This is a genomic window from Bacillus sp. SCT118 (genome assembly GCF_058566435.1).
The window spans coordinates 2,070,149-2,096,363 of sequence record NZ_CP191225.1; the positions used below are offsets into that span (position 1 = coordinate 2,070,149).

The 26,215-nt window shown below is 46.6% G+C and carries 3 protein-coding genes; all 3 read left to right on the top strand.

Annotated elements, in window-relative coordinates:
* The first annotated feature begins 5 nt into the window (after window positions 1-5).
* Genes ppsB through ppsD form a run of 3 tightly spaced genes read left to right on the top strand, consistent with a single transcriptional unit; the run spans window position 6 to window position 26,210 of the window.
* Window positions 6-7,688 carry a plipastatin non-ribosomal peptide synthetase PpsB gene (gene ppsB / locus ACQVGT_RS10860; protein WP_015483295.1) on the top strand — a complete coding sequence of 2,561 codons (7,683 nt, stop codon included), beginning with the start codon at window positions 6-8 and terminating at the stop codon, window positions 7,686-7,688.
* A 17-nt stretch (window positions 7,689-7,705) separates the two neighbouring features.
* The gene (gene ppsC, locus ACQVGT_RS10865; protein WP_060588603.1) at window positions 7,706-15,373 is read left to right on the top strand and encodes a plipastatin non-ribosomal peptide synthetase PpsC; all 7,668 of its coding nucleotides are present in this window, start codon (window positions 7,706-7,708) and stop codon (window positions 15,371-15,373) included.
* Window positions 15,374-15,398: 25 nt separating this feature from the next.
* On the top strand, window positions 15,399-26,210 hold the full coding sequence (ppsD, locus tag ACQVGT_RS10870; RefSeq protein ID WP_060588605.1) for a plipastatin non-ribosomal peptide synthetase PpsD: 10,812 nt from the start codon (window positions 15,399-15,401) through the stop codon (window positions 26,208-26,210).
* Window positions 26,211-26,215 lie beyond the last annotated feature (5 nt).

Here is a 26,215-nt window from a genome sequence, read left to right on the forward strand (position 1 = left end):
AATTGATGGCACAATCGGCACAAATTCAAGATATTTACCCGTTATCGCACATGCAGGAAGGAATGCTGTTTCATTCACTAATGGATTTCAGCTCGAAAGCATATATCGAACAGACCTCGTTTACGATCACAGGGAATCTATGCGTCGACTCGTTTCAAAAGAGCTTAAACCTTCTTGTTTCTAGATATGATATTTTCAGAACGATTTTCATTAAAGAAGTACCAGATCTTACAGGTCCGCAGCAGGTAGTCTTATCAAACCGGGAATTGACAGTATATAGAGAAGATATTTCTCGCCTGGCTGATCAAGAACAGCAGACGCTGATTGATGCTTTTATGACTAAGGATCGGGAAAAAGGATTTGATTTGCAAAAAGATCCTTTAATGCGTCTTGCCCTTTTTGATAGAGGAGACAGCCAATATACATGTGTCTGGACACATCACCATATCATCATGGATGGCTGGTGTCTCGGTATTATTCTTAAAGAGTTTTTCAGCATGTATGATTCGCTCAAAAATAACTCACCTGTACAGCTTGGCAGCACGGTGCCGTACAGCCGTTATATTGAATGGCTCGGAGAACAAGATCAAGAAGAGACTGCTGCCTACTGGAGCGAATATTTGAAGGAGTACGGCAATACTGCTTCTATTCCCCGGATAAAGCGCTGCACGGCAGACGGGGATTATAAAGCCGACCAGGTCAGCTTTTCATTAGCGCCGGAAATGGTTGAGAAACTGACAGAGGCTGCCCAAAACTGGGGAGTGACATTAAACACGCTGTTTATGAGTATTTGGGGCGTGCTGCTCCATCGATATAATGCTGCAGATGATGCCGTTTTTGGCTCCGTCATTTCGGGACGCCCGTCAGCGATTGACGGGATTGAATCAATGGTCGGCTTGTTTATCAATACTGTTCCAGTGCGAATCCGATCTGCGGAAGGCATAACGTTTTCTTCGCTGGTCAAAGCCGTGCAGGAGGATATTTTATCATCTGAACAGCATGGGTATTATCCGCTTTATGAGATTCAAAACCATAGTCCATTGAAGCAAGGGTTGATCGATCATATTTTTGTTTTTGAAAATTACCCTGTACAGCTTCATCAGGCATTAAGCGTGGAGAGTGAAAATGACGAAGGCGCTCTGAAGCTGAGTGACATTTCAATGTCGGAACAAACCAATTACGACTTTAATATCGTTATCGTTCCGGGAGAATCATTTTATATCAAATTCAGCTACAACGCAGCCGTTTATGAACGGGAAGAGATGCTGAGGATTCAGGGGCATCTAAAACAAGCACTAGATTGCATTTTGGCACATCCCGATATTGCCGTCAGTGACATCAATATCGTCCCGCCGGAGGAGCAACAGGTTATCCAATTGTTTAACGAAACTGAGCGTCCTTATGTGAACAAAACGATATCCCAATTGTTCGAGGAACAAGCCCGCAAAACACCTGAAGCGGCTGCATTAAAAATGGGAGACGATTGCTGGACCTATCGCCAATTAAATATAAGAGCTAATCAGATTGCGCACGCCCTGATAGAAAAAGGCGTTGGATCTGGAGATATCGTGGCTGTGATGATGAACCGGTCAATGGAAATGCCTGCAGCTCTACTTGGGATTTGGAAAGCAGGCGGCGCTTATATGCCGCTTGATCCACATTTTCCAGCAGAACGTCTTTCTTTCCTGCTGAAGGATAGTCAAGCGGCTCAATTGCTGATAGAAGAAGACCTTATTTCCTTGATCCCTCCGTCCTATGAAGGAAATACGATAACGATAGAACATACAGAAAGTTACCAAACAGAAACTCCAAATATGCCGCCAGGTGACCTGGCCTACTTGATCTATACGTCGGGAACGACGGGGCGCCCTAAAGGGGTTTTAGTTGATCATCACGGTATTGCAAATACATTGCAATGGAGACGAGAAGAGTATGGCATGACCGAACAGGATATATCCCTCCATTTGTTTTCGTACGTGTTTGACGGCTGTGTAACGAGCTTATTTACCCCGCTTTTGTCTGGTGCGTGCGTACTACTGACAACAGATGACGAAGCGAAGGATGTGCTGGCCCTTAAGCGAAAAATAGCCCGTTATAAGGTCAGCCACATGATCATTGTTCCTTCCCTGTACCGGGTGTTATTGGAAGTGATGACTGCTGACGATGCAAAAAGTCTTCGTATTGTGACATTTGCGGGTGAAGCGGTCACGCCTGATCTGCTTGAGTTGAGTCAAATGATTTGTCCTTCTGCTGAACTGGCAAATGAATACGGGCCCACAGAAAACAGTGTGGCAACAACAATATTGCGGCATCTGAATGAAAAAGAGAGGATTACGATCGGACACCCAATCAGAAACACAAAAGTATTTGTTTTGCACGGAAATCAAATGCAGCCGATCGGCGCGGCGGGTGAACTGTGTATTTCCGGCGCGGGTCTTGCGAGAGGATACTACAAACAGCAAGAGCTGACACAGAAAGCATTCTCCGATCATCCATTCCTTGAAGGGGAGCGTTTATACCGAACAGGTGATACAGGCCGCTTTTTGCCTGATGGAACGATTGAATATATTGGACGTTTTGATGATCAAGTAAAAATTAGGGGTTACCGTATTGAACTGAGAGAGATTGAAACAGTTCTTCGACAAGCACCGGGGGTAAAAGAAGCAGCGGTACTGGCCCGTGATGTTTCTGCTGAGGAAAAGGAGCTCGTTGCTTATATCGTTCCAGAAAAGGGAAACAGCCTCCCAGATTTGTATCAGCATCTTGCCGGGACATTGCCGTCCTATATGATCCCAGCAAGTATTATCAACATCAGCCGGATGCCATTAACATCCAGCGGCAAGCTTGACAGGTTTGCGCTTCCTGAACCAGAAAACAATACGAGTGTCACATATATGGCGCCCCGAACCTTAATCGAAGCTGATCTCGCACATATTTGGGAAGATGTGCTGAATAAACAGCACATCGGCATTCGTGATGATTTCTTTCAGTTAGGCGGACAGTCCTTAAAAGCGGCCGCACTAGTATCAAGAATACATAAAAAGCTTAATGTCGAGCTGCCGCTCAGTGAGGTGTTTTCATATCCGACAGTTGAAAGCATGGCGGGCAAATTGATGAGCTTAAAAGAACACGCTTTTACACAGATTGAACCTGCGGATCAAAGAGATGTCTATCCGCTGTCTTTCTCGCAAAAACGATTATATGCTCTTCATCAGCTGGCAGATGACAGCACAGGCTACAACATGCCAGCTGTACTTGAATTACGCGGAAATCTGAATCGCCAGCGGTTGAGAAGCGTTCTCACAGAACTTGTAAATCGGCATGAAGCATTACGGACTGTTTTTGTGCTTGACAGAGACGAGCCTGTGCAGATCATTTATCAAGAGATAGCTTTTGATCTAAAAGAGCTTGAAATGGAATCAGAACAAATGCTTGAGTCTGCAATCGAGACCTTTATCAAACCGTTTGATCTATCATCCGGTCCGCTTTTTAGAGCATGTGTCATTACAATGGGCAATCACCGCGGCTTTTTGCTGCTCGATATGCACCATATTATTGCCGACGGTGTCTCGATGAGCACTCTTGTCCAAGAATTTACTGACTTATATTGCGGAAAGGAGCTGCCGGTTTTAAATCTGCATTATAAGGATTTTGCTATTTGGCAGCAAGAGAACTACCCGAAAGAGCTATACAAAAAACAGGAGGCCTACTGGCTTGATCAGCTTGGCGGGGATCTTCCTATATTAGAATTACCGCTTGATAAAACAAGGCCGCGCCTCCCTGATTTCAGCGGTGGAACAATTGAAGTCAGCATTGATAAAGACACGGCTGATGAGCTGCACCGTTTAATGGCTGAAACGGGAACAACATTGTATATGATTCTTCTGGCTGTCTATTCTATTTTGTTATCTAAGCTAAGCGGGCAAGAGGATATTGTTGTCGGTTCGCCTGCTGCCGGAAGACCACACGCCGATCTGGAGCGCGTCATCGGGATGTTCGTCAATACATTGGCGATGCGCAGCAAGCCCGAGGGCCACAAAACGTTCAGCTCCTATTTGCAGGACATTCGCCACCTGGCTCTGACCGCTTACGAGCATCAGGATTATCCTTTTGAGGAGCTGGCAGATAAGCTCGATACAAATCGAGAGGTAAATCGCAACCCGCTGTTCGATGCGATGCTTGTGCTTCAAAGCAGTGAAGATTTCCGGTTCGAAGTGCCTGGTCTGTCGATTTCGTCTGTCACTCTTAAACATGATATTTCTAAATTCGATTTAACGTTACACGCTGAGGAGCATCCGAGTGGAATACGCTGCCGTTTTGAATACAGCACTGCTCTTTTTGAAGAAGAAACCATTACGCGGTGGGCATCCTGTTTTATTGAATTGGTCAAAGGGGTAACGGCGGATACCGAGATGAGAATTTCGGACATGCAATTGCTTCCTGCTGCAGAGCGTAGGTTGCTCCTTGAAAAAATGGGGCAGTATGCGGCTTATCCCAGAAATGAAAACATAGTAAGCTTATTTGAAAAGCAAGCCGCTCAGCATCCGGAGCATATCGCAGTGGTGTGCGGCCATTCTCAGCTTACGTATCGAGACCTGAATGAAAAAGCCGAGCGGGCAGCTGCTATGCTGATCAAACAAGGAGTCAGCACTGGGGATATCGTCGGTCTGATGCTCGATCGGTCACCTGATATGATCATTGGCATTTTATCGATTTTAAAAGCTGGAGGGGCCTATTTGCCGATTGATCCTGAATATCCTCAGGAGCGTATTAGCTTTATGCTCAATGACAGCGGAGCAAAACGGCTGCTGACAGAGCGCGGTCAAAACAAACCTGCAGACTACACCGGACATATTTTGTATATCGATGAATGTGAAAACGACTCAATTCCGGCTAATGTAAACATTCAAGAAATAGTAACGGATCAGCCCGCATACGTGATATACACATCTGGAACGACTGGCCAGCCAAAGGGCGTCATTGTCGAGCACCGCAATGTGATCAGTCTTTTAAAACATCAAAACCTGCCTTTTGAATTTAACCATGAAGACGTCTGGACGTTATTTCATTCTTATTGCTTTGATTTCTCTGTATGGGAGATGTTCGGTGCACTATTGAACGGAGGTACATTAATCGTGGTCTCTAAAGAAACAGCCCGTGACCCCCATGCATTCCGTTTATTGTTAAAAAAAGAGCGCGTCACTGTACTCAACCAGACCCCGACTGCTTTTTACGGCTTGATGCTTGAAGACCAAAATCATACAGATCATTTAAACATCCGCTACGTGATTTTTGGCGGCGAAGCCTTACAGCCCGGATTGCTTCAAAGCTGGAATGAAAAATATCCTCATACTGATTTGATTAATATGTACGGTATTACAGAAACAACGGTCCATGTAACATTCAAAAAATTGTCTGCTGCAGACATTGCAAAAAATAAAAGCAATATCGGCCGGCCTCTTTCTACTCTGCAGGCTCATGTGATGAATGCCCATATGAACCTGCAGCCGACCGGAGTTCCAGGGGAGCTGTATATAGGCGGCGAAGGTGTGGCACGGGGATATCTCAACAGAGATGAGCTGACCGCTGACCGTTTTGTATCCAATCCTTATCTTCCGGGAGACAGATTATACCGAACAGGAGATCTTGCTAAGCGCCTGTCAAATGGCGAGCTGGAATACTTAGGCCGCATTGATGAGCAGGTGAAAGTCAGAGGGCACCGAATTGAGTTAGGCGAAATCCAAGCGGCACTTCTTCAGTATCCAATGATTAAAGAGGCGGCTGTCATTACCAGAGCAGACGAGCAAGGGCAAACAGCTATATATGCTTATATGGTGATAAGAGATCAACAGGCTGCGAATATATCAGACATCCGGGCTTCCTTAAAAAACGCCTTGCCTGACTTTATGCTGCCTGCCCGTATGATACAAATTGACAGCATCCCGGTGACTGTTAATGGAAAGCTCGATCAGAAAGCCCTGCCAGAACCTGAAAAACACGCTTATACAGCTGATGATATCAGTCCTAGAAATGAGATTGAAACGGTCATGGCTGAAATTTGGGAGGAGCTCCTTAATGTAGATGAGCTGGGTGTAAGCGCCAATTTCTTTGAGCTTGGCGGAGACTCTATTAAAGCGCTGCAGGTTTGTGCCAGACTGAAGCAGCGCGGATTTGAAACGACAGTACGTGAGATGTTTGAACATCAGACTCTTGGTGAACTGTCCGCCCGGGTTCGAAAAAACGTACGCGCCATTGATCAAGGCCCGGTCGAAGGCGAGATTACTTGGACACCTATCCAGCAGTGGTTTTTCTCGCAATCTCTGGAAAGCCATCATTTTAACCAGTCCGTTATGATCTACCGGGCTGAACGATTTGATGAGGCTGCGCTTAGAAAAGTACTAAAAAGCCTTGTGACTCATCATGATGCACTGAGAATCGTATGCCGGCATGAAGATGGCAGGCAGGTGCAGATAAACAGAGGGATAGATCTTTCAGATGAGGAGCTATATGCACTTGAACTGTTTGATGTAAAGGATAGCCTAACAGAAGCACGGAACACGATTGAGGAAGCAGCCAGCCGGATGCAAGAACATATTCGTTTGGAAACCGGCCCCTTGCTTCACGCTGGATTGTTTAGAACCGAGAATGGTGACCATTTATTTCTGACGATTCATCACTTAGTTGTTGATGCGGTTTCCTGGCGAATTTTGTTCGAGGATTTTTCAGGTGCTTACAAACAGGCAGTCTCAGGAGAATCTATTAAAATGCCGCAAAAAACAGATTCATATTTAACGTATTCACAAAGAATAGCTGACTACTCTAAAAGCCGCCAGGTGCAACGCGAAGCAGCGTACTGGGATGAGTGCGAGAACCGTCACATCCAGCCTATTCCAAAAGATAATGACGCTGCATCTAACACATTCAAAGATACAGAAGTGATTGATTTTGAGCTATCTCGCCATCACACAGAATTACTATTAACGGCTGCACATAAAGCTTACAGCACGGAGATGAATGATATCCTTCTGACAGCTTTAGGTCTTGCTTTGCAGAAATGGACGGGAAATAACCAATTTAAAATCAGCATGGAGGGCCATGGAAGGGAATCATATCTTGAGGACATCGATATTAGCAGAACTGTTGGCTGGTTCACCTCCATTTATCCTGTGTGGCTTGATATGAGAGATTCCGATCATAAGGACAAAGAAGAGCGGCTGGGCCACCTTATTAAACAGACAAAAGATATGCTGCACCGTATACCGCATAAAGGCGCGGGCTACGGCGTGCTGAAATATATCAGCAAAAGATGGGGCTCTGAGAAAAACAGCCCAGAAATCAGCTTTAATTATTTAGGCCAGTTTGATCAGGATATTCAATCAAATGCCTTTGAGGTGTCTGAAATCAAGCCAGGAAATGAGATCAGCCCGAACTGGGAGCGTCCTTATGCACTGGATATCAGCGGCGCCGTTTCTTCGGGGTGCCTGAACATGCACATCATCTATAACAGGCATCAATTTGAGGAAGAAACCATTCAAACATTTTCCAGGCATTTTAAACAAACTCTGGAAAATATCATTGAGCATTGTACGGGCAAAGAAAACCGAGAGTGGAGCGCATCTGATTTCACTGATGAAGACTTAACGCTTGATGAATTGAGTGAGATTATGGGAGCCGTCAACAAACTATAGGGAGAGGAGATTCACTGATGCCGCAGCAACCTGAAATACAGGATATATACCCTTTGTCATTTATGCAGGAAGGGATGCTTTTTCACTCATTGTATGATGAACAGTCGAGAGCTTATTTTGAACAGGCTTCTTTTACGATCAATGGACAGCTTGACTTGGAGCGTTTCCAGAAAAGCATGGATGCTGTTTTTGACAGGTACGATATCTTTCGAACAGCATTCATCTATAAAAATGTAGCCAAACCTCGTCAAGTCGTGCTCAAGCAACGTCATTGCCATGTTCATGTTGAAGATATTTCTCATCTCAATGAAAAAGATAAAGAACATTGTACCGAGGCATTCAAAGAGCAGGATAAATCCAGGGGCTTCGATCTCCAAACGGATGTACTGATGAGAATATCTATTTTAAAATGGGCGCCTGATCATTATGTCTGTATCTGGAGCCACCATCATATTTTAATGGATGGCTGGTGTTTAGGCATCGTCATTAAAGACTTTCTCCATATTTATCAAGCGCTTGGAAAAGGGCAGTTTCCTGATTTGCCTCCCGTACAGCCGTACGGGACGTATATTAAATGGCTGATGCAGCAAGACCGGGAAGAAGCAGCTGAGTATTGGAAAAAGAGGCTTCAGCATTTCGAAAAAGCTTCGCCTCTGCCTAAAAGAACAGATCAAATGTCGGATGGGACATTACAGCAGATCACGTTTACCATTCCTGAAAAAGAAACCTCCGAATTACAGAAAATCGCTGCAGCATGTGGTGCGACACTTAACACTGTTTTCCAAGCTTTATGGGGAATCATGCTCCAAAAGTTCAATCGTCGCGACGATGCTGTATTCGGATCAGTTATATCAGGCAGACCTTCTGAGCTAAAAGATGTGGAAAATATGGTCGGACTTTTTATCAATACTATTCCTATTCGAGTCCAAAGTGATTTTCTGTCTTTTTCTGACCTAGTCAGCAGAATGCAAAAAGACATGACTGAGGCAGAAGCTTATAGTTACTTTCCCTTATATGATATTCAGGCGCAGAGCGCTCTTAAACAAGAGCTGATCGATCATATTATCGTATTTGAAAATACACCTACTCAACAAGAGATTGAAGAGCTGAATCAAGCTGGATCATTTGATTTCTCCGTGAAAGATTTTGAGATGGAAGAGGTAACTAATTATAGATGCAGTGTCAAAGTGATCCCAGGGCGTACTTTGTACGTTCGGATTCATTTTCATACAGGCGCTTATCAACCAAATATGATGTCTGAAATAAAAGATTATTTACAGCACATGATCTCTGACGTCATCTCTGATCCATCTCTTCCTGTGTCAAAGATGACATTGTTAGATGAGGACAAAACATGGAAAATCGTTTCTCAAAATAACAGGACAGTATCTGTTTCACCTGAAGCCCCAGCCTTGCATGGGCTGTTTGAACGACAGGCGGCAGTCACACCGGAGCGGCCGGCTATCCGCTTTTCCGGCGGTTCGCTGACATACGCTGAGCTTGACATGTACGCCAGCCGACTGGCTGCGCACCTTACGGCACGCGGCGTCACAAACGAAAGTATCGTCGGGATCCTGTCTGAACGCTCACCTGACATGCTGATCGCTGTCCTTGCTGTCTTGAAGGCCGGAGGGGCGTATTTGCCGCTTGATCCTGCGTATCCAAAGGAGCGGCTGAGCTACATGCTGAAAGACAGCGGGGCATCACTCTTGCTGACGCAGCCGGGATGCTCCGCACCGAGCTTTTCTGGAGAGACGCTTGAAGTTGACATGACATCTCTTGATCGTGAAGAAGTAAAACGTCATGTGTCTGCTTCTGTTAGCGACGGATCTCTCGCCTATGTCATCTATACATCGGGCTCTACCGGGCAGCCGAAAGGAGTGGCCGTTGAGCACCGCCAGGCTGTTTCCTTTCTGACCGGCATGCAGCACCAATTTCCGCTTTCGGAAGATGACATTGTCATGGTGAAAACCTCTTTTTCCTTTGATGCGTCTGTGTGGCAGCTGTTTTGGTGGGCTCTTTCCGGTGCTTCGGCGTATCTGCTTCCGCCCGGCTGGGAAAAAGACCCCGCATTGATCATACAAGCCATTCATCAGGAAAAAGTGACAACGGCTCATTTTATTCCGGCTATGCTGAACAGCTTTCTCGATCAAGCGGAAATGTTAGCGCTCGGTGACGGGACAAACCTAAAGCGTGTATTCGCCGGAGGTGAACCGCTTGCGCCGCGTACGGCAGCCCGTTTTGCTTCTGTATTGCCGCAGGTATCATTAATCCATGGTTACGGACCGACAGAAGCAACGGTAGACGCGGCATTTTACGTATTGGATCCAGAACAGGACAGAGATCGTTTGCGGATTCCGATTGGGAAGCCCGTACCCGGTGCGCGTTTGTATGTTTTAGATCCGCATTTAGCCGTACAGCCTTCTGGTGTCGCCGGCGAAATGTACATTGCCGGAGCGGGTGTTGCCAGAGGTTATTTGAATCGGCCGGCATTAACGGAGGAGCGTTTTCTTGAAGACCCGTTTTACCCGGGGGAACGCATGTACAAAACCGGGGATGTGGCGCGCTGGCTCCCTGACGGGAATATTGAATTCCTCGGGCGCACGGATGATCAGGTGAAAATCCGCGGCTACCGGATTGAGCCGGGAGAAATTGAAGCGGCATTAAGAAGCATAGAAGGTGTAAGAGAGGCGGCCGTTACCGTACGGACAGACAGCGGCGAGCCGGAATTATGCGCTTATGTAGAAGGGCTCGAAAGAAACGAAGTGCGGGCACAGCTTGAAAGACTGTTGCCGGGCTACATGGTCCCAGCCTATATGATAGAGATGGAACAGTGGCCGGTTACACCAAGCGGAAAGCTCGACCGAAACGCCCTGCCAGCTCCTGACGGAGCGGCAGATGCGGAGACCTACACGGCGCCGAGAAACGTGACTGAGATGAAGCTTTCTCAGCTGTGGGAGGATGTGCTGAAAAATGGCCCTGTCGGGATTCACGACAACTTTTTTGACCGCGGGGGACATTCCTTAAAAGCAACGGCGCTTGTCTCACGGATCGCCAAAGAATTCGATGTACAGGTGCCGCTAAAAGATGTGTTTGCCCATCCGACAGTAGAAGGACTGGCTACCGTTATCCGTGAAGGAACGGACAGTCCATATGAAGCGATTAAGCCCGCTGAAAAACAGGAAACCTATCCGGTTTCCTCTGCCCAAAAGCGGATTTATGTCCTTCAGCAGCTGGAGGACGGAGGGACAGGCTACAATATGCCGGCTGTGTTAGAGCTCGAAGGGAAGCTCAACCCTGAAAGGATGGACAGAGCTTTCAAAGAGCTGATCAAGCGCCACGAGTCGCTTCGAACCGCCTTCGAACAGGACGCAGGAGGCGATCCGGTGCAGCTCATCCATGACGAGGTGCCGTTTACGTTACAGACTACAGTTCACGGCGCACGAACCGAACAAGAGGCCGCAGCTGCATTTATCAAACCGTTTGATCTCAGCCAAGCGCCGCTGTTCCGTGCCCAAATCGTAAAGGTATCAGATGAGCGGCACCTGTTGCTGGTTGATATGCATCACATCATTTCAGACGGTGTTTCCGTCAACATTCTGATTCGGGAATTCGGCGAGCTGTACAATAATCGGAAGCTTCCGGCACTGCGCATTCAATATAAAGATTATGCCGTATGGCAAGAAGGATTCAAAACAGGAGACGCGTACAAAACGCAAGAGGCGTACTGGCTGAAGCAGCTCGAGGGCGAGCTGCCTGTGCTGGATCTTCCGGCTGATTATGCCCGCCCGCCGGTGCGAAGCTTCGCGGGTGACAAGGTCTCATTTACGCTGGATCAAGAGGTTGCATCAGGCCTTCACAAGCTGGCACGAGAAAACGGAAGCACACTGTACATGGTGCTCCTTGCGGCTTACACCGCGTTCTTGTCACGCTTAAGCGGACAGGAAGATATCATCGTCGGCTCGCCAATTGCCGGCCGTCCGCACAAGGATCTTGAGCCGATACTCGGCATGTTTGTGAACACGCTGGCGCTTCGGACGCGCCCGGAGGGCGGGAAGCCGTTTGTACAGTATTTGCAGGAAGTGCGTGAGACAGCATTGGAAGCCTTTGAGCATCAGGATTACCCGTTCGAAGAACTTGTCGATAAGCTTGAATTGACACGGGATATGAGCCGGAATCCGCTGTTTGACGTAATGTTTGTTCTTCAAAACATGGATCAGGAATCGTTGGAGCTGGATGAACTTTGTCTCAAACCTGCAGCAAACAATGGGCATCAAACGTCCAAATTTGATTTAACCCTATATGCCCAGGAACAGTCCCACGGTTTGCTGACGTTCCAAATGGAGTTTAGTACTGACTTATATAAGAAAAAAACGATAGAAAAGTGGCTTCAATACTTCATCAATATGTTACTCTCCATCATCAAAGACAACAAAGCCGCTCTCGGAACAATAAATATCCTGAATGAGGATGAGACCCATTACCTTATCCACGAGCTCAATCGTACAAAAATAGATTATCCAAGAAATGAAACCATCAGCAGACTCTTTGAAATGCAGGCTGAACAAACACCTAATGCTGTAGCAATTGTCAGCGACACCCAAGTATTCACTTACGAGGACCTGAACAGCTGGGCAAATCAAATTGCCTCAGTTCTACAGATTAAGGGCGTAGGGCCTGATAGTGTTGTAGCCTTGTTGACAGGCAGAACACCAGAACTCATTGCAGGAATGCTGGGCATTCTGAAAGCCGGGGGAGCCTATCTGCCTATTGCTTCTGATCTGCCTGTTGAACGAATAGCTTATATGCTGTCAGACAGCGGGGCGGCTTTACTCCTTCAATCTGAAAAAACAGAAAAACAACTATTAGACATTGAATGTGAACAAATCATAATCGAAGATATTCAAAAGCAAGGAGAAACGAAGAACGTTGATTCTTCAGCAGGGTCACATTCACTTGCATATATCATTTATACCTCTGGATCAACCGGTAAACCAAAGGGTGTCATGATTGAGCAGCGAAGTGTAATTCGTCTTGTTAAAAACAGCAATTATATTACATTTACACCTGAAGACCGCCTTCTGATGACATCTTCAATCGGTTTCGACGTTGGGTCATTTGAAATTTTCGGACCGCTGCTAAATGGTGCCGCTTTGCATCTGTCCGATCAACAAACATTTCTCGATTCCCATCAGCTTAAGAGGTACATAGAACATCAAGGAATCACAACGATTTGGCTGACATCTTCTCTATTCAATCATTTGACAGAGCAAAATGAACAAACATTTTCACAGCTGAAACATTTGATTATAGGCGGAGAAGCTTTGTCGCCGAGCCACGTCAATCGAATCAGAAATGTCTGCCCTGAAGTATCTATATGGAATGGATATGGCCCTACCGAAAATACAACTTTTTCGACATGCCTTCACATTCAAAAAACATATGAACTTTCCATTCCGATCGGGCGGCCGGTTGGTAATTCCACCGCTTATATCTTAAATCAATGGGGAGTGCTGCAGCCGGTCGGAGCTGTCGGTGAACTTTGTGTCGGCGGAGATGGCGTCGCCAGAGGATATTTGGGCCGTCCTGATTTAACGAAAGAGAAATTTGTCCCACATCCATTTGCACCTGGCGATCGACTGTATCGCACAGGTGATCTGGCGCGCTGGCTTCCTGATGGCACAATTGAGTACGTTGGCCGTATTGATGATCAAGTAAAAGTCAGAGGCTATCGGGTGGAGCTGGGTGAAATCGAATCAGCACTTCGTCAAATAGACGGGGTCAAAGAAGCCGCAGTGTTAGCACGTACAGCCCAGACCGGGAGCAAAGAGCTGTTTGGCTATATCAGCGTAAAAGCAGGCACGAATGCTGAACAAGTGCGTTCACTTCTCGCGCGTTCGCTGCCAAACTATATGATCCCGGCGTACATTATTGAAATGGAGACTCTTCCGCTCACATCAAACGGCAAATTGAACCGAAAAGCACTTCCTGAACCAAATTTCACATCTAAACAAACGTACGCTCCACCTCGAAATGACCTTGAAGACCAACTTGTGTTGATCTGGCAGGAGGTTCTCGGCATCCAGAGGATCGGAATAGAGGATTCGTTTTTTGAATTGGGCGGAGATTCAATCAAAGCCCTTCAAGTTTCTGCACGCCTTGGGCGCTATGGACTAAGCTTGCAGGTAAGTGATTTATTCCGTCATCCAAAGATAAAGGACTTATCACCATTTATCCGTAAGTCAGAGAGAATCATAGAGCAAGGACCCGTTCAGGGAGACGTTCCTTGGACGCCTGTTCAGCAATGGTTTTTTTCACAAGATATTGAAGAAAGACACCATTTCAATCAGTCTGTCATGCTATTCCATTCTGGACGTTTGTCTGAAAACGCCATTAGACCAGTCTTGAAAAAACTGGCGGAGCATCATGATGCGCTTCGGATGGTTTATCGCAAAGATGACAGGCGATGGATTCAAATCAACCAAGGCATTCATGAGTCACAGCTATACAGCTTAAGAATCTCTGATCTTTCACAGTCAGAAAGCGGCTGGGAGACGAAAATCAAACAAGAAGTTGCAGATCTTCAGCAAAGCATCAATTTGCAGGAAGGACCATTGTTGCACGCCGCTTTGTTTAAAACACTGACCGGAGATTACTTGTTCCTTGCGATCCATCACCTTGTCGTTGATGGTGTCTCATGGCGGATTTTGCTGGAGGATTTGTCAGCCGGATATCAACAAGCTGCTGCAGGCCAGACGATCCAGCTTCCGCCTAAAACGGATTCCTACCAGGAATACGCAAGACGCATACAGGAATATGCCCAAAGCAGTAAGCTGATTCGCGAAGAGGCGTATTGGCGAAGTGTAGAAGAACAGCAAGCCGCAGAACTGCCCTATGAAATACCGCATCATGTGAACATCGACTTCAGCAAAAGGGACTCATTAAGCTTTTCACTGACTGAAGCAGACACCGCCGTCTTGCTGCAAAACGTCAATCACGCCTATGGCACAGATACACAAGATATTCTGTTAACCGCAGCATCCTTGGCGATTTGTGAATGGACAGGAGGAAGCAAGCTCCGTATCGCTATGGAAGGACACGGGAGAGAACACATTCTGCCAGAGTTAGATATCAGCAGGACGGTCGGCTGGTTTACATCCATGTACCCGGCCCTCATAAGCTTTGAACATCATAGGGATGAGCTCGGAACCTCAGTAAAAACCGTTAAAGATACACTGGGCCGGATACCAAACAAAGGGGTAGGTTACGGTATGCTGAAATACCTTACACACCCTGAAAATAAAAGCATTACGTTTTCAAAAACACCTGAAATCAGCTTTAACTATTTGGGCCAGTTCAACGACATCGAAAGACAGGACACCTTCCGCCCATCAAGCCTTGGGAGCGGAAAGGATATCACTCATACATGGAAGCGTGAGCAAATCATCGAGATGAGTGCAATGGCAGCAGACAAAAAGCTCCATTTCAATCTTAGTTATCCGCCAGCCCGCTTTCATAGAAACACAATGGAGCAGCTTATTAACAGGATTGAACACTTTTTGCTGGACATTATGAAACACTGCGCCGGTCAACAGAAAGCTGAAAAGACACTGAGCGATTTCAGCAGTCAATCATTAACGGCAGAGGATCTGGACAGCATATCCAGCTTGGTGGAAGAATTGTAGAAAATCGTGACAGGGAGACATGAACATGACAAAAGCGAATTCAATTCAGGATATTTATCCGCTGTCTTACATGCAGGAAGGGATGCTTTTCCATTCCCTCCTGCAAAAAGATTCACAGGCGTATGTTGAGCAAGCTTCTTTTACAATAGAAGGGAAAGTCAACCCGCAGTTTTTTCAAAACAGCATCAATGCTCTTGTAGAAAGACATGATATTTTCAGAACGATTTTTATCAGCCAAAATGTTTCCTCTCCCCAGCAGGTTGTTCTGAGAGAACGAAATGTCATCGTACTGGAAGAAGACATTACTCATTTAAACGAGGCGGAGCAATCACAGTTTATCGAGCAATGGAAAGAAAAGGACCGGGACCGGGGGTTTCATTTGCAAAAGGATGTACTCATGCGCATCGCTCTGATTCAAACAGGAGAGAGCCAGTACTCTTGCATTTGGACCTTTCATCATATCATGATGGACGGTTGGTGCCTCAGCATTGTGCTAAAGGAGTTTCTGCATATTTACGCATCTTATGTAAATGCATCCCCTATAACATTGGAGCCGGTCCAGCCATACGGAAAGTATATCAAATGGCTGATGGAGCAAGACAAAGAGCAGGCAGTTTCTTATTGGGACCATTATCTTTCCGGCCACGAACAGCAAACCGTGCTCCCGAAGCAGAAAAAAACAAAGGGAAAAAGCAGGCAGGAACACGTTACATTTTCATTCTCTAAGGAAGAAAGCAGCAGGCTTTCAGAGCTTGCTGCTAGAGAAGAAGTGACACTCAGTACGATTTTTCATACCATTTGGGGCATTCTGCTACAAAAATATAATAATAACGATGACGCCGTATTCGGTTCTGTCATTTCAGGAAGGCCTGCGGAAATCGAAGGCATTGAACATATGGTAGGTCTTTTCATTAATACGATGCCGGTTCGGGTGCAGGGAGCAAAAACGCCATTTCTTCAACTTCTAAAAGATATGCAAAAAGACCGTCTTGCCGCTGAAGCGTACAGCTACCACCCTTTATATGAGATTCAATCCCGCTCAGCTGTTAAGCAAGGGCTGATTGATCATATTCTCGTATTTGAAAACTATCCGGTGCAGCAAGAGATTCAAATGCTGAACAAACAGGAACATGCTTCTGATCTTTTTCAGATTCATAATTTCACTGTCGCAGATGAAACCAACTACAGCTTTTATCTTATGGTGGCGCCAGGGGAAGAAATTCATATCAAAATGAACTATGATGCGGAGCAGCACGATCGGTCTTTTGTGCTTTCTGTCAAAGAGCATCTTCTGAATGCTGTATCACAAATCTTAAATAATCCGAATCTTCCACCTGAAGAAATCGATATCACGACAGATACTGAAAAGCGGCAGCTGATTGGAGAAATCACAGATCGAACACCAGTTTACGAAACCATCCATGCCATGTTTGAAAAACAGGTGGAAAAGACACCAGATGCTCATGCTGTAAAGGATCAATTCTGCTCGTTAACATACAAAGAACTGAATAAATCGGCTAACAGATTGGCACGGCATTTACGAATGAAAGGCGTTGTGAGACAGGAACCCGTTGCGATTATGATGGATCGCTCTGCGGCGTTTATCACCGGCGTTCTTGGAATCTTAAAGGCAGGCGGCGCCATTGTTCCGGTTGATCCGCATTACCCGGCTGACAGAATCCGTTATATTCTGCATGATTGCGGCTGTTCGCATGTTGTTTCACAAGCGCATCTCTCCTCATCGTTAGAAGACAATTACATTATCACTCATCCAGAAGATATCGAAAGCAAAGTAGACGGGAGTAACATAAAGTCAGTCAACAATGCTGACGATCTGCTGTATATGATTTATACATCAGGCACAACAGGTAAACCAAAGGGTGTTCAATTTGAGCATCGAAACATGGCTAACTTGCTGAAGTTCGAATATACTCACTCTGGAATTGACTTTGAAGCAGATGTTCTGCAATTTGCGACACCTGCCTTTGACGTCTGCTATCAAGAAATATTTTCTGCGCTTCTGAAAGGCGGCACACTCCACATCGTGCCAGAAGCCATAAAAAGAGATGTGCCTCAGCTGTTTGCATTTATAAACAAGCATCAGACGAATATTGTGTTTCTCCCAACTGCTTTTATCAAAATGATTTTCAGCGAGCGTGAACTAGCGAACTCGTTTCCTGATGGCGTCAAACACCTGATCGCAGCCGGGGAACAATTAATGATTTCAGACCTTTTCCAAGATGTATTGCGTGAACGCGGCATACACCTGCACAATCATTACGGACCTTCAGAAACTCATGTGGTATCTACGTATACCATTCATCCTGGAGACCCTATTCCTGAGCTTCCGCCAATCGGTAAACCGATAGGCTGTACTGATATATATATTTTGAATCATCAAAAACAGCTTCAGCCATGCGGCGTACCAGGCGAACTCTATATTTCCGGCGCAAGTGTTGCCAGAGGATATGTCAATCACGATAAACTGACAAGCGACAAATTTTCATCCGACCCATTCAGGCCTGGTGTGATCATGTACCGTACAGGTGATTTGGCCAAACGGCTTGAAGACGGCAACATCGAATATATCGGACGGGCAGACAATCAAGTGAAAATCAGAGGTTATCGAATCGAGCCGCAAGAAATCGAAGTCACGTTAATGAATCATCCGGACATTAGTGAGGCTGCCATTCTCATCTGGCAAGATCAAAACGGTGAACATGAATTATGCGCTTACTATTGCAGTGTACAAAAGCTGAATGCAATAGATTTACGCAGTTATATGGCTAGTGAGCTCCCAGAATACATGATTCCGGCGAAATGGATATGGGTTGACAGCATACCTCTTACCCCAAACGGAAAAGTAGATCGCGCAGCACTTCCGGGGCCAGATGCTTCAATCAGCGGAAACCCATATACTGCCCCTCGAAATCTGTTAGAGGCAAAGCTTTCGCAACTATTTGAAGATGTGCTAAAGAATGGACATATAGGCATCCAAGACAACTTTTTTGACAATGGCGGCCACTCGTTAAAAGCAACAGTGCTTATGTCACGGATCGCAAAGGAATTCCATGTGCAAGTTTCGCTTAAGGATATCTTTGCCCATCCGACTGTTGAAGGATTAGCTTTAATCATTCGAGAGGCAGAACAAAATCCGTATGCAGCAATTGAACCAGCAGAAAAAAGGGATACATATCCTGTATCTTCGGCCCAAAAACGAATCTATGTGCTTCAACAGCTTGATGAGGGTGTCGCCTATAACATGCCTGCGGTCTTAGAACTGGAAGGTGCACTGGATGTCGCCAAACTGTCTGCTGTATGTAAAGAACTGATCAATCGGCATGAGCCGCTTCGAACTTCCTTTGTATCCGGAGCTGATGACGAGCCGGTTCAGCGTATCCACACCGAAGTGCCGTTTACGTTAAGTAAAGAGACCACTATCGAGGGATTTGTCCGTCCCTTTGATCTTAGCCAGGCGCCATTATTTAGAGCAGGCCTTATAGAAGTGTCAAACGAGAAGCATGTATTGCTGGTGGATATGCACCATATCATTTCAGATGGCGTATCCGTTCAGCTCCTAATCCGAGAATTTACCGATCTTTATGCAAACCGGCAGCTTAAGCCATTGCGGATCCAATATAAAGATTACGCCGTATGGCAGCAGAAATTTAAAAAGGGAGACTCGTACCAAAAGCAGGAGACTTACTGGCAGCAGCAGTTTAGCGGGGACCTTCCTATACTGGAGCTTCCAACAGATAAACGACGTCCGGCAGAACGGCAATTCATAGGCGGAAAAGTAACCTTTCAATTGGACAAAGAGATCACGGCCCGCATAAATCGGCTCGCCCATAAAAACAGAAGCACGCTTTATATGACGCTTCTCGCTTTGTATTCAGCCTTTTTGTCTCGGTTAAGCGGTCAGGATGATATCGTGATTGGTTCACCTATCGCCGGACGGCCCCATGCCGACTTTGAAGCTGTTCTTGGGATGTTCGTCAATACATTGGCTCTCCGCACACGCCCGGCGGGTAATAAGACATTTGAGGAATTTCTGAAAGAAGTCAGACAGACGGCACTAGAAGCGTATGAGCATCAGGATTACCCGTTTGAAGAGCTTGTGGACAAACTCGGTGTGCAGCGGGAAATGAGCCGGAATCCTTTGTTTGACACAACGCTAGTCCTTCAGAATATGGAACAGCAAAAGCTAAAAATGAATGATGTACAGCTTCAGTGGAACGACTTGGAGCACCCGATATCAAAATTTGATATTTCCCTATACGTTACAGAGCATGATTCCGAGCTTTTCTGTCAGTTTGAATACAGTACAGCTTTGTTTGAGAAAGAAACCATCCAAAGGTGGGCCAGCCTTTTCACCACGCTTATGGAACATACAGCTGCCAGCCCTGAAACAGAATTGGACGATATTCCAATCTTAACAAAAGAAGAAGAGAGAGATTTCATTGAATCATGCCATCCGTTTGAGGAGACGGGCTATTCAATGAATCAAACTCTCTACTATGCACTCGAACAGCAGGCAGCAAAAACGCCTGATCAGACGGCCGTTATCTTTGAAGATGGAGCGATGACCTATAAAGAATTGAACGAACAGGCTAACCGTATCGCCTGGGAGCTGATCGGACGAGGAGTAAAATCTGAAACGACTGTTGCCATTATAGGCCGGCGTTCGCCTGAAATGCTGATCGGCATTTATGGCATTCTTAAAGCTGGCGGCGCTTATCTGCCCATTGACCCGGATTATCCGGAAGAACGAATCAGCTTTCTGCTGGAGGACAGCGGTACAAACATTCTCCTCCTTCAGTCTGCCAGCCTTCATATTCCGGCATTTACAGGAGAGATTGTCTATCTCAATCAGACAAATAGCGGACTGGCACATCGTTTGTCCAATCCGAATGTGAACGTTCTTCCGCAATCTTTAGCCTATGTCATCTATACATCCGGCTCTACCGGGATGCCTAAGGGTGTTGAAATTGAACATCGATCAGCGGTGAATTTTTTGAATTCCCTACAGTCCCGCTATCAGCTAAAGCATTCAGATATGATTATGCACAAAACATCCTATTCATTCGATGCTTCAATATGGGAGCTGTTTTGGTGGCCTTATGCCGGAGCTTCTGTTTATCTGCTTCCTCAGGGAGGCGAAAAAGAACCTGAAGTGATCGTGAAGGCCATAGAAGAACAAAAGATCACAGCTATGCATTTTGTGCCTTCAATGCTCCATGCATTTTTAGAACATATAAAATATCGCTCTGTACCGATTAAGACAAACAGACTCAAGCGAGTGTTTTCTGGGGGAGAACAGCTGGGGACCCATCTTGTCTCCCGATTTTACGAGTTGCTTCCAAATGTTTCAATAACCAATTCCTATGGGCCAACGGAAGCAACCGTTGAAGCTGCATTCTTTGATTGTCCGCCGCATGAAAAACTTGAACGGATTCCAATTGGAAAACCTATTCATCATGTCAGATTATATATCCTGAATCAGAATCAGCAGATGCTGCCTGCTGGATGTATCGGCGAACTGTACATTGCCGGAGCGGGTGTTGCCAGAGGTTATTTGAATCGGCCGGCATTAACGGAGGAGCGTTTTCTTGAAGACCCGTTTTACCCGGGGGAACGCATGTACAAAACAGGAGACGTGGCGCGCTGGCTCCCTGACGGGAATGTTGAATTCCTCGGCCGCGCGGATGATCAGGTGAAAATCCGCGGCTACCGGATTGAGCCGGGAGAAATTGAAACGGCACTAAGAAGTATAGAAGGTGTAAGAGAGGCGGCCGTTACCGTACGGACAGACAGCGGGGAGCCGGAATTATGCGCTTATGTAGAAGGGCTCGGAAGAAACGAAGTCCGAGCGCAGCTTGAGAGACTGTTGCCGGGCTACATGGTCCCAGCCTATATGATAGAAATGGAACAGTGGCCGGTTACACCAAGCGGAAAGCTCGACCGAAACGCCCTGCCAGCTCCTGACGGAGCGGCAGATGCGGAGACCTACACGGCGCCGAGAAACGTGACTGAGATGAAGCTTTCTCAGCTGTGGGAGGACGTGCTGAAAAATGGCCCTGTCGGGATTCACGACAACTTTTTTGACCGCGGGGGACATTCTTTAAAAGCAACGGCGCTTGTCTCACGGATCGCCAAAGAATTCGATGTACAGGTGCCGCTAAAAGATGTGTTTGCCCATCCGACGGTAGAAGGGCTGGCGGCCGTTATCCGTGAAGGAACGGACAGTCCATATAAAGCGATAAAACCGGCTGAAAAGCAGGAAACCTATCCGGTTTCCTCTGCCCAAAAGCGGATTTATGTCCTTCAGCAGCTGGAGGACGGTGGGACAGGCTACAATATGCCGGCTGTATTAGAGCTCGAAGGGAAGCTGGATCCTGAAAGGATGGACAGAGCTTTCAAAGAGCTGATCAAGCGCCACGAGTCGCTTCGGACCTCCTTCGAACAGGACGCAGGAGGCGATCCGGTGCAGCGCATCCATGACGAAGTGCCATTCATATTACAGACTACAGCTCTCGGCGAACGAACCGAACAGGACGCCGCAGCAGCCTTTATCAAACCGTTTGATCTCAGCCAAGCGCCGCTGTTCCGTGCCCAAATCGTAAAGGTATCAGATGAGCGACACCTGTTGCTGGTTGATATGCATCACATCATTTCAGACGGTGTTTCCGTCAACATTCTGATTCGGGAATTCGGGGAGCTGTACAACAACCGGAAGCTTCCGGCACTGCGCATTCAATATAAAGACTACGCCGTATGGCAAGAAGGATTCAAAACAGGAGACGCGTACAAAACGCAAGAGGCGTACTGGCTGAAGCAGCTCGAGGGCGAGCTGCCTGTGCTGGATCTTCCGGCTGATCATGCCCGCCCGCCGGTGCGAAGCTTCGCGGGTGACAAGGTCTCATTTACGCTGGATCAAGAGGTTGCATCAGGCCTTCACAAGCTGGCACGAGAAAACGGAAGCACACTGTACATGGTGCTCCTTGCGGCGTACACCGCGTTCTTGTCACGCTTAAGCGGACAGGAAGATATCCTTGTGGGATCGCCAATCGCCGGCCGTCCGCACAAGGATCTTGAGCCGATACTCGGCATGTTTGTGAACACGCTGGCTCTGAGGACACGCCCGGAGGGCGGGAAGCCGTTTGTGCAGTATTTGCAGGAAGTGCGCGCCACTGCATTAGAAGCTTATGAGCATCAGGATTATCCGTTCGAAGAGCTTGTCGATAAGCTTGGAGTGACGCGGGATATGAGCAGAAACCCGCTATTTGATACCATGTTAGTTGTCCAAAATAATGATTATGAGCCATTACATCTGCATGATTTGCAAATGAAGCCGGCAGAAGTTTCTCATCTCGTTTCTAAATTCGATTTGACACTACAGGCATCTGAGGGCGACGGAAACATTCATTTCCTTTTTGAATATTCAACCGCATTGTTCGAGAAAACCACCATTGAACGCTGGGCATCGCATTTAACAAATGTACTTAGCATCATCGGTAAAAACCCGGAGGTGACACTCAACCATATCGACATCCTGACCCAAGAAGAGCGGCACCAGCTGCTTAATGAGTTTAACACCGGGCAAGCGAATCAATACGGAGTTCAAACAATCAGTCAATTGTTTGAGCAGCAAGCCGCACGAACACCAAAAGCTTCTGCACTTGTCAGCGGAGACAAAACACTGACGTATCAAGAGTTGGACGAGTGGTCCAATGGAATCGCACGTGCATTGCGCAGCCGAGGTGTTAAGCCGGACACACCAGTAGGCATCATGATGCATCGTTCGTTCAGTATGATAGCATCCATACTTGGTGTGTGGAAAGCCGGAGGCTGTTACGTTCCCATTGATCCTGAATACCCGACAGAACGGAAACGCTATATCCTCAGCGACAGCGGAACGAAACTGCTGATGACAATAAATGAAGCGGATCGGGGAGTACTTGCTGACTTTGAAGGAGAGATCTTGACGATAGAAAGCGTAGAGGCAGACGACAAATCGCCGCTGCCGCAAATGTCATCTGCCCATCATTTGGCTTATATCATTTATACCTCTGGAACGACGGGCCGTCCAAAAGGGGTAATGGTCGAGCATAAAGGTATTGCCAACACTCTTCAGTGGCGGCGAAACGCTTATGCATTCAACGAGACAGATACCATCCTGCAGCTCTTTTCTTTCTCATTTGACGGCTTTTTAACTAGTATGTTTACACCGCTTTTGTCAGGTGCAAAAGCTGTTTTGCTTCATGAAGAGGAAGCGAAGGATATTCTGGCCATTAAGGCTCAGCTGTCTCGTCAACGGATTACACATATGATTATTGTGCCTGTTTTATATCGAGCGCTTTTGGACGTAGTGCAGCCGGAAGATGTAAAGACACTTAGAGTCGTCACACTGGCGGGAGAAGCGGCTGACCGCGAATTGATCGACCGCAGCTTAGCTATATGTCCGCATACCGAACTCGCCAACGAATATGGACCGACAGAAAACAGCGTGGCGACTACCGTCATGAGACATATGGAAAAGCAGGCATACGTAAGCATCGGCCAGCCGATTGACGGGACTCAAGTGCTGATTTTAAATAGCAATCATCAGCTTCAGCCAATCGGTGTTGCGGGAGAGCTTTGTATAGCAGGAACAGGACTTGCAAGAGGGTACGTCAATCTTCCAGAACTGACAGAGAGAGCATTCACGCAGAATCCATTTAAACCCGAAACACGAATGTACCGAACAGGAGACGCCGCCAGATGGATGGCCGACGGAACACTCGAATATCTCGGAAGAATCGATGATCAAGTCAAAATCAGAGGATACCGTGTAGAAACGAAAGAAATTGAATCGGTCATCCGGTGTATAAATGGTGTAAAAGACGCCGCAGTAGTTGCTCATGTAACAGCGTCAGGACAAACCGAATTAAGTGCTTATGTGGTGACAAAACCAGAGTTGAGCACAAGTGCTGTACGCTCAGAATTACAAAACAAGCTGCCGGTGTTTATGCACCCTGCGTTTATTGAAAAACTGGACTCACTTCCATTGTCACCAAATGGCAAGCTGGATCGCGGAGCTCTTCCAAAACCTGTATACAACCACGAAGGTGAACGTCCATTCCTCCCGCCAGCCAGCAAAATGGAACAAATACTGGCAGATATATGGAAAGAAGTACTGGGGGCAGAAAAGATCGGAACAGCTGATTCGTTCTTTGAACTTGGCGGAGATTCGATCAAAGCGTTACAGGTATCTGCGCGGCTTCACCGGATAGGCAAGCAAATGGCAGTGAAAGATTTGTTTAGCCATCCGACCATTCAAGAATTGGCAGCTTATATCCGTGATTCAGATACAAGTTCCAGCCAAGCTGCGGTTGAGGGAGATGTACAATGGTCGCCTGTTCAAAAATGGTTTCTTTCTCAAGATATAAAAGAAAAACACCATTTTAATCAGTCCGTAATGCTGCATCGAAGCACCTCTGTACAAGAAGACGCACTGCGAAAAACGTTAAAAGCAATAACGTGTCATCATGATGCGCTGCGAATGGTGTTTACACAGAATGAACAAGGAAAGTGGGATCAATATAATCGGCCGCTCAGTCATTCGGACGACGCGTTGTACGGCCTTCAGATGATTGATTTATCAGCTCCGGACGGCACTGATGGAAATAGAGCGTATGAGCCTATTATCAAACGCCATGTACTTGATATTCAGCAGAAAATGGATTTGAAGAATGGTCCGCTGCTGCAAGCCGGTCTTTTCCACACAATTGACGGTGATTTCTTATTTTTATCTGCTCATCACCTCGTCGTTGACGGCATCTCATGGCGGGTTCTGCTTGAAGATTTGGCTTTAGGGTATCGCCAAGCTGCTGGCGGGGAGGATATCAAACTGCCGCCTAAAACAAGCTCGTTTAAAGCGTACGCGAAAAAGCTCTCTGACTACGCTGAAAGCCAGCAGCTAATGAAACAGCTCAAGTATTGGCGCGAAGCCGAAGAGTATCAAACAGAGGCATTGCCTTTTGATCAAATCGATGGAACTAGAGCACACGAGGGACAACGGTCCACAATTTCGTTTACCTTAAACGATATAGAGACAGCAGCACTCTTAAAAGACGCCAACAGCGCATATAACACTGATACGCAGGACATGCTGCTCGCTTCTGTCATTCTTGCGCTGCGCCATTGGACCAATCAATCCGCCTTCAAACTATCATTAGAGGGCCACGGGCGAGAGGATGTATTAGAAGGAATAGATGTGAGCCGGACGGTTGGATGGTTTACCGCCATTTATCCGTTATTGATTAAACTGAACGCAGACTTGCCAGACTCGGAAGAATACATGGTTCATGTGCTAAAAACAACAAAAGATACAATGAGACGTGTACCTGACAAAGGATTCGGCTACGGTGTCATCAAATATTTGACGCCGCCTGGCAAAAAAGACATCGATTTCATAGGGGCACCAGAAATCAGCTTCAATTATCTTGGTCAATTTGAAAGCGGCCGCACAGCTGAAGTACCTGAGGAGGACGCCTTCTCATTCTCTCCGCTGGGTGCCGGAGGTGATATCAGCACAACATGGAACCGTGAACAGTCGCTGGATATCAGTGCAATCGCTGCAGAAGGAAAATTGACTGTCAATATGACTTATGACAATGCCCGCTTTCAGCGCAAAACCATCGAACAGCTTAGCGAAACATGCCGTCAATTTTTATTACAGCTGATCGAACACTGCCAGAACAAAAGCGAAACAGAAAAGACGATCAGCGATTATGATGATCAAGAACTGACCGAGGACGCGCTGCAAGAGATCGCTGATATGCTCAGTTTTCACTAATGAAT

Coding starts and splice junctions, on each gene's coding strand:
- ppsB (WP_015483295.1), top strand. CDS start 6: ATGGCACAATCGGCACAAATTCAAGATATTTACCCGTTATCGCACATG.
- ppsC (WP_060588603.1), top strand. CDS start 7,706: ATGCCGCAGCAACCTGAAATACAGGATATATACCCTTTGTCATTTATG.
- ppsD (WP_060588605.1), top strand. CDS start 15,399: ATGACAAAAGCGAATTCAATTCAGGATATTTATCCGCTGTCTTACATG.